Source organism: Pseudomonas vranovensis (assembly GCF_040438935.1).
Classification (GTDB): domain Bacteria; phylum Pseudomonadota; class Gammaproteobacteria; order Pseudomonadales; family Pseudomonadaceae; genus Aquipseudomonas; species Aquipseudomonas vranovensis.
The window spans coordinates 2872639-2886550 of sequence record NZ_CP159259.1 but is presented as its reverse complement, the minus strand read 5'-3'; the positions used below and the strand labels follow the sequence as shown (position 1 = coordinate 2886550).

Sequence of the window (13912 nt, the reverse complement as noted above, 5' to 3'; positions counted from 1 at the left end):
GGCACAGCAGCTGAAAACAAAACACCCCGCCTAAGCGGGGTGTCTGTCGTTGCAGCAGTGATCAACCGATCAGTTGAAGGCCTGCGTGTTGGACCATGTCCAGCAACGGCTGCGGGTACACACCCAGCACGAAGGCAAGCAGTGCGATTGCCAGCAGCATGACGCCGCCGGTGCGCTGCTCCCAGTTCAGCGGGGCATCGTGACGACGCAGGTTCGGCTCGATCAGGTACAGGGTGACCATCACGCGCAGGTAGTAGAACACGCCGATGGCACTACCGATCACCAGGGCACCGACCAGCCACCACAGCTGCGACTCGACGCCGGTGGCGATGATGTAGAACTTGCCGATGAAGCCTGCGGTGAGCGGGATACCGGCCAGCGACAGCATCATCACGGTCAGTACCGCGGTCAGGTACGGACGGCGCCAGAACAGGCCGCGGTACTCGTACAGTGCGTCAGCGTCACGGCCGTTGTACGGCGAGGACATCAGGGTGATCACACCGAAAGCGCCCAGGCTGGTGATCACGTAGGTGACCAGGTACACGCCGATGGCTTCCACGGCCAGGCCCTTGCTCGCCACCAGGGCGATCAGCAGGTAACCGAAGTGGGCGATGGACGAGTAACCGAGCAGACGCTTGAGGTTGCTCTGGGTCAGCGCCAGCAGGTTGCCGATCAGGATCGAGGCCACCGCGATCACCGACAGTACGGTGGTCAGCACACCGCTGCTGGCAGCAGGGGAGAGCATGAACAGGCGCACGACGACGGCGAACACCGCAACCTTGCTGGCGGTGGCCAGGAAGGCGGCAACCGGCGCCGGAGCACCTTCGTACACGTCTGGGGTCCACAGGTGGAACGGTACCAGCGACAGCTTGAATGCCAGGCCGACCAGCATCATGCCCAGGCCCAGCTGAGCCAGCAGGCTTGGCATATTGGTAGCGGCCAGGGCCTTGCCGATGCCGTCGAAGCTCAGGCTGCCAGCGTCGGCGTACAGCAGGGCCATGCCGAACAGCAGGAAGGCGGAGCCGGCGGCCGACAGCACCATGTACTTGATGCCTGCTTCCAGCGAGCGCTTGTTGAAGAAGGCATAGGCCACCAGGCCATAGACCGGTACCGACAGCAGTTCCAGGCCGATGAACAGGCCAGCCAGATGCTGCGCGCTGACCAGAACCAGGCCACCGAGGGCAGCCATCAGGATCAGCAGGTACAGCTCTTCGCGGTTGCCCGGGTAGCCTTTGCCGCCGTCACCCAGGTAGGCATGGGCGAGGGTCACGCAGGCCAGGGTGGCGATCAGTATGATCGCCATGTACAGGCAGGCGAACTTGTCGATGGTCAGCAGCGGGGTGACCGCCAGTGGAACCACTTTCAATACCGGGATGATCGACAGCAGGGCCAGGTTGAGGCCCACGGTCGACAGCAGGAAGGTTTGCGAGTGGTTGCGGCGCCAGGCGATCGCCAGCATCACCACGACAACGGTGATGGTGGTGATCAGCAGCGGCGCAAGCGCGATAAAGTGTTGAATCGTCAGGTCCATAGCGCTCTTACCGGGCCGAAGCGAGTTGAGTGAAAGCGGTACCGATCCACTGCTGCACACCGCTCATGGTGGCGGCAGAAGTGTCCAGGAACGGCTGCGGGTAGATGCCCAGCAAGATCAGCAGGCCAGCCAGGCCCAGTACCATGATCATTTCGCGGGTATCCATGCCAGCCAGGACTTCATCGGATTTCGCAGGGCCGAAGTAGGCACGGTGGATCATGATCAGCGAGTAGACCGAACCGAATACCAGGCCGGAGGTGGCGATCACAGTGACCCATGGGGAACTGACGAAGGCACCGATCAGGATCAGGAACTCACCGACGAAGTTACCGGTGCCCGGCAAGCCGAGCGAGGCGGCGGCGAAGAACAGGCTGATGGCCGGCAGGTAGGCGATGCGGTGCCACAGGCCACCCATCTGACGCATGTCACGGGTATGCAGGCGCTCGTACAGCTGGCCGCTGAGGATAAACAGCGCCGCAGCCGACAGGCCGTGGGCCAGCATCTGGATCACCGCGCCTTGCAGGGCTTGCTGGCTGCCGGAGTAGATACCGATCAGTACGAAGCCCATGTGCGAAACGCTGGAGAAGGCGATCAGGCGCTTGATGTCGGTCTGGGCAAAGGCCAGGAATGCACCGTAGAAGATCCCGATCAGACCCAGGGTCATGGCGATCGGCGCAAACTCGGCCGAGGCGTTCGGGAACAGCGGCAGGGCGAAACGCAGCAGGCCGTAGGCAGCGGTTTTCAGCAAGATACCGGCCAGGTCGACGGAACCTGCGGTAGGTGCCTGGGCGTGAGCGTCAGGCAGCCAGGAGTGGAACGGTACAACCGGTAGCTTGACCGCGAAGGCGATGAAGAAGCCGAGCATCAGCAGGTATTCGGTGCCCGCCGGCAGGTCGGCCTTGAGCAACTGGGTGTAGTCGAAGGTGATCACACCGGTGTTGCTGTAGTTGACCAGTACCAGACCCAGGATCGCCACCAACATGATCAGGCCGCTGGCCTGGGTGAAGATGAAGAACTTGGTTGCCGCGTAGATCCGGGTCTTCTTGCCGTCGGAGGAGCTGTGACCCCAGAGCGCGATGAGGAAATACATCGGCACCAGCATCATTTCCCAGAAGAAGAAGAACAGGAACAGGTCCAGAGCCAGGAACACACCGACCACGCCGCCCAGAATCCACATCAGGTTGAGGTGGAAGAAGCCGACGTGACGCTGGATCTCTTTCCAGGAGCACAGTACCGAGAGCACACCGAGCAGGCCGGTGAGCAGGATCATCAGCAGCGACAGGCCGTCGAGGGCCAGGTGCAGACTGATGCCGAAGCGCTCGATCCACAGTACTTTGAATTCGACCGCCCACTCAGGCGCAGCGCCGGGTGCAGGGGCCAGGGTGTAGTCCCCGTTGGCCCACAGCCAGAGGCCGATACCAAGCAGCAGGGACATGGTCAGCAGCGCAATCCAGCGTGGCAGGGTGGCGCCGAAGCGCTCACCCAGCCAGCACAGCAGGCCGCCGATGAAGGGGATCAGGATCAGCCAAGGCAAAATCATGACGGGCTCAATTCCTTTCGCAAAGTCGCAAGGTTCATATCAGACCGCAGCCATAACAACGGCACCGAGCACTAGCACGGCACCTACGGCGATCGAAGCGGTGTACCAGCGCAGCTGACCAGTTTCGGTTTTGCTCATGGCGGCATGACCGCCCTTCGCCATACGCGGAATCAGGCCAATGCTGCGGTCAACCGGATCCTTGCGCAGGATGTGGCTGATCAGCAGGTAAGGTTTGACGAACAGCTTGTCGTAGATCCAGTCGAAGCCCCAGGCGGCGAACCACCAGGCCGAGAGGACGCGGCCGATGCCGCTGTTGGCGATGGCCGTGACCAGGCGACGCTTGCCCAGGAACAGCACCGCGGCCAGCAGGATACCGGCGATGGCGATGGCGCCCGAGGCGATTTCCAGGCTGTGCTTGGCTTCGCCGCCGGCATGGCCGACGCTCTGTGGCAGCACGCCCGCCAGTGGTGGATGAATCCAGGCACCGACGAAGGTCGACAGCACGATCAGCACGCCCAGCGGCAGCCAGTGGGAGATGCCGTGGCCCGCATGCGCTTCGGTCTTGGCTTCGCCGTGGAAGGCGATGAAGATCAGGCGGAAGGTGTACAGCGAGGTCATGAATGCACCGACCAGACCGGCGTACAGCAGACCATTGTTGCCACTGGCGAAGGCTTCCCAGAGGATTTCGTCCTTGGAGTAGAAGCCCGCAGTCAGGATCGGCAGGGCAGCCAGAGCGGCACCACCGACGATGAAGCTGGCGTAGGCCAGAGGCAGCTTCTTCCACAGGCCACCCATCTTGAAGATGTTCTGTTCGTGGTGGCAGGCAACGATCACCGCACCGGAGGCAAGGAACAGCAGGGCCTTGAAGAAGGCGTGGGTCATCAGGTGGAAGATCGCGCCATCCCAGGCGCCAACGCCCAGGGCCAGGAACATGTAGCCGATCTGGCTCATGGTCGAGTAGGCGAGGATACGCTTGATGTCGGTCTGTACCAGGGCTGCAAAGCCGGCCAGCACCAGGGTCACGCCGCCGACCACACCGACCAGGTGCAGTACGTCAGGTGCCAGGGCGAACAGGCCGTGGGTACGGGCGATCAGGTAGACGCCCGCGGTCACCATGGTTGCGGCGTGGATCAGTGCCGAAACCGGGGTAGGACCAGCCATTGCGTCTGCCAGCCAGGTCTGCAGCGGCAGCTGGGCGGATTTACCGACCGCACCGCCGAGCAGCATCAGGGTGGCCAGGACCATCCAGAAATCACCTGCCTGGAACTTCTGTGGCGCCAGTACCAGCAGTTCCTGGACATTAAGGGTGCCCAGTTGCTGGAACAGGATGAACAGGCCGATGGCCATGAACACGTCGCCGATACGGGTGACGATGAAGGCTTTGAGTGCCGCGTTACCGTTGTTGCGGTTGCTGTAGTAGAAACCGATCAACAGGTACGAGCACAGGCCCACGCCTTCCCAACCGAAGTAGATGAACAGCAGGTTGTCGCCCAGGACGAGGAACAACATGCTGGCAATGAACAGGTTGGTGTAGGCGAAGAAGCGCGAGTAGCCGGCTTCACCGCGCATGTACCAGGACGCGAACAGGTGGATCAGGAAGCCCACGCCGGTGACCACGCCGAGCATGGTGACCGACAGGCCATCAACGTAGAGGGTGAAGTTCGGTGCAAAGCCGTCCACCGACATCCACTGCCACAGCAGTTGGCTGTATGCGCCGCCTTCCGGCGGTGCGACGTTGAATTGCCAGATCACGTAGGCCGCGACGGCGGCCGAGAGGCCTACCGAACCGACGCCGATCAGTGCCGACAGGTTCTCCGAGAACCGTCCGCGCGAGAACGACAGCAGCAGGAAGCCGATCAGGGGAAATACAAAAGTCAGGAAGATAAGGTTCATCCGCGCATCTCACTGGCTGCATCGATGTCGAGAGTGTGGAAGCGGCGATACAGTTGCAACAGGATCGCCAGGCCGATACTGGCCTCGGCGGCTGCCAGGCTGATCACCAGGATGAACATGATCTGTCCATCTGGCTGCGCCCAGCGGCTGCCGGCGACGATGAAGGCCAGAGCAGAGGCGTTCATCATGATTTCCAGGCTCATCAACACGAAAAGAATGTTGCGGCGCACCATCAGGCCGACGAGGCCGAGGCAGAACAGGATGCCGGCGACTGCCAGGCCGTGCTCGAGAGGGATAGCTGGCATGTGATTACTCCTTCGCCTCGTTGCGGCCGAGGTGGAAAGCCGTCACCGCTGCGGCGAGCAGCAGCATCGAGGCCAGTTCCACCACCAGCAGGTAAGGACCGTACAGGCTGATGCCAACGGCCTTGGCGTCGACCGTGGTGTGGCCGATGCTGGCACCGCTTTCGTTGCTGAACAGCACGTACAGCAGTTCAAGCAGCAGCAGCGAGGCCAGGACCACAGGGCCCAGCCAGATACCTGGCTTGAGCCAGCCACGTTCCTGGGCGACCGAGGCCGGGCCCAGGTTGAGCATCATCACCACGAAGACGAACAGCACCATGATGGCGCCAGCGTAGGCAATCACTTCCAGGACACCGGCGAACGGGGCGCCAAGGGCGAAGAAAGTCATCGCCACGGAGATCAGCGAAATGATCAGGTAGAGCAGGGCGTGCACGGGGTTGGTGTTGGTGATCACCCGAAGGGTGGACACCACAGCGACACCGGATGCGAAATAGAAAGCGAATTCCATCTTTCTTCCTTAAGGGAGCAAGCTCTTCACGTTGATCGGCTCGGCTTCGTTCTGCGCGGCGCCTTTCGGCTTGCCGGCAATAGCCATACCTGCAACACGGTAGAAGTTGTAGTCAGGGTTCTTGCCGGGGCCGGAGATCAGCAGATCTTCTTTCTCGTACACCAGGTCCTGACGTTTGAACTCGGCCATTTCGAAATCCGGCGTGAGCTGGATCGCGGTGGTCGGGCAGGCTTCCTCGCAGAGGCCGCAGAAAATGCAACGGGAGAAGTTGATGCGGAAGAACTCCGGGTACCAACGACCGTCTTCTGTCTCGGCTTTCTGCAGCGAGATGCAACCGACCGGGCAAGCCACGGCACACAGGTTGCACGCTACGCAGCGCTCTTCGCCATCCGGGTCGCGGGTCAGGACGATGCGGCCACGGTAGCGTGGCGGCAGGTAGACCGGCTCTTCGGGGTACTGCAGGGTGTCACGTTTGCGAAAACCGTGAGAGAACACCATCACCAGGCTGCGCAGCTGAGTGCCGGTGCCCTTAACGATGTCGCCAATATATTTGAACATGGGTCAAATCCTCACTGGGCCGCAACAGCTGGCGTGTTGAGCAACACGAGCGCAGCGGTCACCAGCAAATTGATCAGGGTCAGCGGCAGGCAGAACTTCCAGCTGAAGTCCATCACCTGGTCATAGCGCGGGCGCGGAATCGAGGCGCGCAGCAGGATGAACAGCATGATGAAGAACGCGGTCTTCAGGGCGAACCACAGGAACGGTACTTGCGGCAGGATGCCGAACGGACCGTGCCAGCCACCGAAGAACAGGGTTACCAGCAGCGCCGAGATCAGGATGATGCCGATGTATTCACCGACGAAGAACATGCCCCATTTCATGCCGGCATATTCAATGTGGTAACCGTCGGCCAGTTCCTGTTCTGCTTCCGGCTGGTCGAAGGGGTGACGGTGAGTCACGGCCACGCCAGCGATGAAGAAGGTGCAGAAGCCAAAGAACTGCGGAATGATGAACCACAGGTTCTGTGCCTGGTAGTCGACGATGTCACGCATGTTGAACGAGCCAACCTGCGCCACGATACCCATCAGCGCCAGGCCCATGAACACTTCGTACGACACGGTCTGGGCCGAGGCCCGCAGGCTGCCGAGCAGGGCGTACTTGTTGTTCGAGGCCCAGCCGGCGAACAGTACGGCATACACCGACAGACCGGCCATGGCGAAGAAGAACAACAGGCCGATGTTCAGGTCCGCGACACCCCAGGTCGGGGTGATCGGCACGATGGCGAAGGCGATCAGCAAGGCACTCATGGCCACGACCGGTGCCAGGGTGAAGATCATCTTGTCGACGAAGGGCGGGTTCCAGTCTTCCTTGAAGAACATCTTCAGCATGTCGGCCGCGATCTGGAACATACCGAACGGGCCCACGCGGTTCGGACCGTAGCGGTCCTGCCACCAGCCCAGCAGGCGCCGCTCGACGAAGCTGAGCAGCGCGCCGCAGACCACCACGGCCAGCAAGACCACGATGGCCTTGACGACGGTGATGATCACATCGATCACTTCGGGGGTGAACCAGGTCATTGTGCTGCCTCCTGCAGGCCTTCGACGGATGCACCGAAGATGGCTGGCGGGATGCCGGCCAGGCCTTTCGGCAGGGCAACCAGGCCTGCGCCCAGTTCTTCATTGATACGCAGCGGCAGACGCAGGGTCTGGCCCGCCACGTTCAGGCTGAGCATCGCACCATCGTTGACACCCAGGCGGTCGGCTTCGGATTTGGCCAGCGCGACGTAGGCTTGCGGGATGCGCTCTTGCACTGGAGCGGCGCGCGAGGAGTTCTCTTCGCTGCCGAACAGGTGGTAGAACGGCACGGCCTGCCAGGTACCACGGGCGGGCGAGAAAGCACCCGGAATGGCAGTGAACCAGTTGAGCTTGTCGCCCTGGGATTCGATCAGGCGGGTGCCTGGGTCGCCTGCACGCAGGTGACCGCCGACCTCGTCCTGGAACTTGTTCCAGGCCTGTGGCGAGTTCCAGCCCGGGGACCAGGCGAACGGCACTTGCGAGCGTGGTTCGGCCGAGCCCGAGTAACCTTCCATGGAGAAGGCAAAGGCGGTGTCTTTGTCTTGTGGGGTACGTGGTTCGTGCACGCTGATGTTGGCGCGCATGGCGGTACGACCGGAGTAGCGCAGCGGCTCACGGGCGAGCTTCATGCCCTTGATGCGGAACGCGGCCGATGGCGCGGCATTGACGATGCCGGTCAGTTGCGGGGCGGCCGAGGCGCAGGCGCTGGTGACGTGGTCCAGTTGAGTCCAGTCGACCGGCTTGTTGAGCAGGGTGGCACGCAGGGCATGCATCCAGCGCCAGCCTTCGTGAACCAGGATGCTGCTGTCCAGGTAAGTAGGGTCGAACACCTGGAAGAAGCGCTGGGCGCGGCCTTCCTGGCTGACCAGGGTGCCGTCGCCTTCGGCGAAGGTCGCCGCCGGCAGCACCAGGTGGGCGCGGTCGGTGGTGGCGGTCTTCTGGTGGTCGGCAACGATGACTACCTTGGCGGCGGCCAGGGCAGCGTTGACCTTGGCGGCCGGGACGCGGCTGAAGAGGTCGTTTTCCAGCACGACGATGGCGTCGGCCTTGCCGGCAATCACGGCATCCAGGGCGGCGTCGACGGACTCGCCACCAAGCATGGCCATGCCCAGGCTGTTGGCCTCTGGGACCACCAGGCTCAGGGAGCCGTTCTTCTCGCGCAGTTTCAGCGCCTTGGCGATGTTGGCAGCCGCTTCGATCAGGGCCTTGGAGCCCAGCGAAGTACCAGCAACCACCAGCGGACGGTTGGCAGCAACCAGGGCATCGGCAATGCGCTTGGCCAGGGCCAGGGCTTCGGCGTCCAGGCCTTCGACGGCCGGAGCGCTTGGGTCGATGGCATGGGCAACGGCAAAGCCGATACGCGCCAGGTCGTCGGGAGCGGCGTGTACGCACTCTTCGGCAACGTCATCAAGCTTGGTCTCGGCCAGGCTGGCGATGAACAGCGGGTACATGGCGTGCTGGCCGATGTTCTTCACTGCCGCATCGAGCCAAGGCTGAACGCGCATGGCATCGGCCATGGCCTCGGCCTTGCCCTTGACCGATTGGCGCAGGGCCAGGGCGACGCGGGCGGCGGTCTGGGTCAGGTCTTCGCCGAGGACGAACACGGCGTCGTGGTCTTCCATCTCGCGCAGGGTAGGAACCGGCAGCGGGCTGTCGTTCAATACCTGCAGGGCCAGGCGCACACGCTCCAGCTCACCGGCTTCCATACCCGAGTAGAAATGCTCGGCTCCGACCAGCTCGCGCAGGCCGTAGTTGCTTTCGAGACTGGCGCGTGGCGAACCGATACCGACGATGTTGCGACCGCGCAGCATGTCGGCGGCTTTGTCCAGCGCCGCATCCAGGCTCAGCTTGGTGCCGTCGGCCAGCAGCGGCTGACGTGGACGGTCCGTGCGGTTGACGTAGCCATAGCCGAAACGGCCACGGTCGCACAGGAAGTACTGGTTGACCGAACCGTTGTAGCGGTTCTCGATGCGACGCAGTTCGCCGTAACGCTCACCCGGGCTGATGTTGCAGCCGCTGGAGCAACCGTGGCAGATGCTTGGGGCAAACTGCATGTCCCACTTGCGGTTATAGCGCTCGGAGTGGGTCTTGTCGGTGAACACACCGGTCGGGCAGACCTCGGTGAGGTTGCCCGAGAACTCGCTTTCCAGCGCGCCGTCTTCAACGCGACCGAAGTAGACGTTGTCGTGGGCACCGAATACGCCGAGGTCAGTACCGCCGGCGTAGTCCTTGTAGTAGCGCACGCAGCGGTAGCAGGCGATGCAGCGGTTCATCTCGTGGGCGATGAACGGGCCGAGTTCCTGGTTCTGGTGGGTACGCTTGGTGAAACGGTAGCGGCGCTCGTTGTGGCCGGTCATTACCGTCATGTCTTGCAGGTGGCAGTGACCGCCTTCCTCGCAGACCGGGCAGTCGTGCGGGTGGTTGGTCATCAGCCATTCGACGACGCTGGCACGGAATACCTTGGCTTCTTCGTCTTCGATGGAAATCCAGCTGCCGTCGGAGGCAGGGGTCATGCAGGACATGACGATACGACCACGGGTGTCGTTCTCGTCGGTGTACTGCTTGACCGCACACTGGCGGCAGGCGCCGACGCTACCGAGCGCCGGGTGCCAGCAGAAATAGGGGATGTCGAGGCCGAGCGACAGACACGCCTGTAACAGGTTGTCTGCGCCGTTGACTTCGAGCTCTTTGCCGTCTACGTGGATAGTGGCCATGGTTCAAAGTTCTTCGTTGGCCCGCGTGTGCGGGCGTGGCTAATGGAAAACTGTGTGCCTGCAGCCCGCGACAGGTATCCCCGAGCGAGCTGAGCAAGCAACGGGCGGCACGGACCGCCCGCATTTCTATTCGTTATGCGCCGACGACGATCGGCTTCGCCAGGTCCGGGCGCAGGGCAGCGGCTGCAGGAGCAGCAGTCGCAATGCCGGCCTCGAACTCGGGGCGGAAGTACTTGATCGCGCTACCCAGCGGCTCCACTGCACCTGGTGCGTGTGCACAGAAGGTCTTGCCTGGGCCGAGGAAACCGACCAGGCCCAGCAGCGTCTCGATATCGCCCTGCTGGCCCTGGCCGTTTTCGAGGGCGCGCAGGAGCTTGACGCTCCACGGCAGGCCATCGCGGCACGGGGTGCAGAAGCCGCACGATTCGCGGGCAAAGAACTCTTCCATGTTGCGCAGCAGCGACACCATGTTGACGCTGTCGTCCACGGCCATGGCCAGGCCGGTACCCATGCGGGTGCCGACCTTGGCGATGCCACCGGCGTACATTTGCGCATCCAGGTGTTCAGGCAGGAGGAAACCGGTACCGGCGCCGCCAGGCTGCCAGCACTTGAGCTTGAAGCCATCGCGCATGCCGCCGGCGTAGTCTTCGAACAGCTCGCGGGCAGTCACGCCGAACGGCAGTTCCCACAGGCCCGGGTTCTTGACCTTGCCAGAGAAGCCCATCAGCTTGGTGCCGTGGTCTTCGGAGCCTTCGCGGGCCAGCGACTTGTACCAGTCGATGCCGTTGCCGACGATGGCCGGCACGTTGCACAGGGTCTCGACGTTGTTCACGCAGGTCGGCTTGCCCCAGACGCCAACGGCGGCAGGGAAGGGCGGCTTGGAGCGGGGGTTGGCACGGCGGCCTTCGAGGGAGTTGATCAGTGCGGTTTCTTCACCGCAGATGTAACGACCGGCACCGGTGTGGACGAACAGCTCGAAATCGAAGCCGCTGCCCAGGATGTTCTTGCCCAGCAGGCCGGCCGCCTTGGCTTCTTCGACCGCGCGGTTGAGGTTGCGCGCTGCGGTGGTGTATTCGCCACGCAGGAAGATGTAGCCGCGGTAGGCCTTGAGCGCACGGGCGCTGATCAGCATGCCTTCGATCAGCAGATGGGGCTGCTGCTCCATCAGCATGCGGTCTTTCCAGGTGTTGGGCTCCATTTCATCCGCGTTGCACAGCAGGTAGCGAATGTTCATGGATTCGTCTTTGGGCATCAGGCCCCATTTGACGCCGGTGGGGAAGCCCGCACCGCCACGACCCTTGAGGCCGGAATCTTTCACGGTCTGGACGATATCGTCCTGGGACATCTGTGCCAGTGCCTTGCGGGCAGAGGCATAGCCGTCCTTGGCCTGGTACTCGTCGAGCCAGATCGGCTCGCCGTCGTCACGCAGGCGCCAGGTCAGCGGATGGGTTTCAGCCGCACGGGCGATACGGTTGGCCGGGCCGAAGGAAGTAATGGTCATACGTAACCCTCCAGCAGTTTGGAAACGCCAGCAGGCTGGACGTCGCCAAAGGTGTCGTCGTCGATCATCAGTGCCGGTGCCTTGTCGCAGTTACCCAGGCAGCACACAGGCAGCAGGGTGAAGCGGCCGTCGGCGGTGGTCTGGCCCAGGCCGATACCCAGTTCGCTCTGGATCTGGCTGACTACGGACTCATGGCCGCCGATGTAGCAGACCATGCTGTCGCAGACGCGGATGATGTGCCGGCCAACCGGCTGACGGAAGATCTGACTATAGAAGGTGGCCACGCCTTCGACGTCGCTGGCAGGAATGCCGAGCACTTCGCCAATGGCGTAGATGGCGCCGTCAGGCACCCAGCCGCGTTCCTTCTGAACGATCTTCAGGGCTTCGATGGACGCGGCGCGCGGGTCCTCGTAGTGATGCATCTCGTGCTCGATGGCCGAGCGCTCGGTTTCGCTCAGGGCGAAACGGTCGGTTTGGATAAGCGTGCTGTTCATGCTTAGCGGTCCACGTCAGCCATAACGAAGTCGATACTGCCCAGGTACGCAATGAGGTCCGCGACCATGCTGCCGCGGATCACCGAAGGGATCTGCTGCAAGTGCGGGTAGCTCGGAGTACGGATCCGGGTGCGGTAGCTCATGGTGCCGCCGTCGCTCGTCAGGTAGTAACTGTTGATGCCCTTGGTCGCCTCGATCATCTGGAAGGATTCGTTGGCCGGCATGACCGGGCCCCACGAAACCTGCAGGAAGTGGGTGATCAGGGTTTCGATGTGCTGCAGGGTGCGCTCTTTCGGTGGCGGCGTGGTCAGCGGGTGATCCGCCTTGTACGGGCCTTCCGGCATGTTGCGCAGGCACTGGTCGATGATGCGGATACTCTGGCGCATCTCCTCGACACGGACCATGCAGCGATCGTAGGCATCGCCGTTGTGGGCCAGCGGTACTTCGAACTCGAAGTTCTCGTAGCCGGAGTAGGGGCGGGCTTTGCGCAGGTCGAAGTCCAGGCCGGTTGAGCGCAGGCCGGCACCGGTGACGCCCCATTCCAAGGCCTCTTTGGTGTTGTACTGGGCAACGCCGATGGTACGGCCCTTGAGGATGCTGTTCTGCAGGGCAGCCTTGGTGTACTCGTCCAGGCGCTTTGGCAGCCATTCGACGAAGTCCTTGACCAGCTTGTCCCAGCCACGCGGCAGGTCGTGGGCAACGCCACCGATGCGATACCAGGCCGGGTGCAGACGGAAACCGGTGATGGCTTCGATCACGGTGTAGGCGCGCTGGCGGTCGGTGAAGGTGAAGAACACCGGGGTCATGGCGCCGACGTCCTGGATATAGGTACCCAGGAACAGCAGGTGGCTGGTGATCCGGAAGAACTCGGCGAGCATGATGCGAATCACGTCGACCTTCTGCGGTACCTGGATGCCGGCCAGCTTCTCGACCGCGAGCACGTACGGCAGGTTGTTCATAACCCCGCCGAGGTAGTCGATGCGGTCGGTGTAGGGAATGAAGCTGTGCCAGGACTGGCGCTCGGCCATCTTCTCGGCACCACGGTGGTGGTAGCCGATGTCCGGGACGCAGTCGACGATCTCTTCACCGTCCAGTTGCAGCACGATACGGAAGGCACCGTGAGCCGATGGGTGGTTCGGGCCAAGGTTGAGGAACATATAGTCCTCGTTGGCGCCGCTGCGCTTCATGCCCCAGGCTTCCGGGTTGAAGCGTGCGGCTTCTTCCTCGAGCTGTTGCTTGGCCAGGGTCAGGCTGTACGGATCGAATTCGGTGGCGCGGGCAGGGTAGTCCTTGCGCAGCGGGTGACCTTCCCACGTCGGCGGCATCATGATGCGGGTCAGGTGCGGGTGGCCGGCAAAGTCGATGCCGAACATGTCCCAGACCTCACGCTCGTACCAGTTGGCGTTTGGCCAGATACCGGTCACGGTAGGAAGGTTCAGGTCACTTTCGCTCAAGGCCACCTTGATCATCACGTCGCTGTTCCGTTCCACCGAGAGCAGGTGGTAGAACACGCTGAAGTCGGCGCCTGGCAGGCCACGGCGCTGGGTGCGCAGACGTTCGTCCACACCGTGCAGGTCGTAGAGCATGCTGTACGGTTTGGCGACATTGCGCAGGAAACTCAGGACTTCCTTGAGTTTGGCGCGGGTAACCCAAAGCACCGGCATGCCGGTGCGGGTTTCCTGGGCGACGAACGCCTCGGGGCCGAATTTGTTGTTCAGTTCGACGACCACATCCTGGTCGTCAGCCTTGTAAGGCGGGATATAAATAGCGGTGTCCGCTGTCATGGTCTCGGTCGCTTTCGGTCAACGTAGAGAATGAAGCCAGGCTGCCTGTCGCACGCGCGCAGGCAACTGAT

The 13912-nt window shown here is 62.6% G+C and carries 11 protein-coding genes; all 11 read right to left on the bottom strand.

Annotated features, from left to right (window positions below; all coding sequences use genetic code 11):
- Window positions 1-61: 61 nt before the first annotated feature.
- Window positions 62-1531, bottom strand: coding sequence for an NADH-quinone oxidoreductase subunit NuoN (gene nuoN / locus ABVN19_RS13275; protein ID WP_028944229.1), 1470 nt, complete (start codon window positions 1529-1531; stop codon window positions 62-64).
- 7 nt (window positions 1532-1538) lie between these two features.
- Window positions 1539-3071, bottom strand: coding sequence for an NADH-quinone oxidoreductase subunit M (gene nuoM / locus ABVN19_RS13270; RefSeq protein WP_028944230.1), 1533 nt, complete (start codon window positions 3069-3071; stop codon window positions 1539-1541).
- Window positions 3072-3110: 39 nt separating this feature from the next.
- Entirely contained in the window at window positions 3111-4964 is a 1854-nt protein-coding gene (gene nuoL, locus ABVN19_RS13265) for an NADH-quinone oxidoreductase subunit L (protein ID WP_028944231.1), read from the bottom strand.
- On the bottom strand, window positions 4961-5269 hold the full coding sequence (gene nuoK, locus ABVN19_RS13260; RefSeq protein WP_028944232.1) for an NADH-quinone oxidoreductase subunit NuoK: 309 nt from the start codon (window positions 5267-5269) through the stop codon (window positions 4961-4963). The genes nuoL and nuoK overlap by 4 nt, the downstream gene beginning before the upstream one ends.
- A gap of 4 nt (window positions 5270-5273) precedes the next feature.
- Complete coding sequence (nuoJ, locus tag ABVN19_RS13255; protein WP_028944233.1) at window positions 5274-5774, bottom strand: NADH-quinone oxidoreductase subunit J; 501 nt, start codon at window positions 5772-5774, stop codon at window positions 5274-5276.
- Window positions 5775-5783: 9 nt separating this feature from the next.
- A complete protein-coding gene (nuoI, locus tag ABVN19_RS13250; RefSeq protein ID WP_043209143.1) occupies window positions 5784-6332 on the bottom strand; it encodes an NADH-quinone oxidoreductase subunit NuoI in 549 nt (182 codons plus the stop codon).
- 11 nt (window positions 6333-6343) lie between these two features.
- A complete protein-coding gene (gene nuoH, locus ABVN19_RS13245; protein ID WP_028944234.1) occupies window positions 6344-7351 on the bottom strand; it encodes an NADH-quinone oxidoreductase subunit NuoH in 1008 nt (335 codons plus the stop codon).
- Window positions 7348-10062: an NADH-quinone oxidoreductase subunit NuoG gene (nuoG, locus tag ABVN19_RS13240; protein ID WP_105642124.1), complete on the bottom strand. Its 2715-nt coding sequence runs from the start codon at window positions 10060-10062 to the stop codon at window positions 7348-7350. The genes nuoH and nuoG overlap by 4 nt, the downstream gene beginning before the upstream one ends.
- A 133-nt stretch (window positions 10063-10195) precedes the next feature.
- Window positions 10196-11563 (bottom strand): NADH-quinone oxidoreductase subunit NuoF, encoded by a 1368-nt coding sequence (gene nuoF / locus ABVN19_RS13235; protein WP_105642123.1) that lies wholly within the window; start codon window positions 11561-11563, stop codon window positions 10196-10198.
- The gene (gene nuoE, locus ABVN19_RS13230; protein ID WP_012313767.1) at window positions 11560-12057 is read right to left on the bottom strand and encodes an NADH-quinone oxidoreductase subunit NuoE; all 498 of its coding nucleotides are present in this window, start codon (window positions 12055-12057) and stop codon (window positions 11560-11562) included. The genes nuoF and nuoE overlap by 4 nt, the downstream gene beginning before the upstream one ends.
- 2 nt (window positions 12058-12059) lie before the next feature.
- Window positions 12060-13841: an NADH-quinone oxidoreductase subunit C/D gene (gene nuoC, locus ABVN19_RS13225; RefSeq protein WP_105642122.1), complete on the bottom strand. Its 1782-nt coding sequence runs from the start codon at window positions 13839-13841 to the stop codon at window positions 12060-12062.
- Window positions 13842-13912 lie beyond the last annotated feature (71 nt).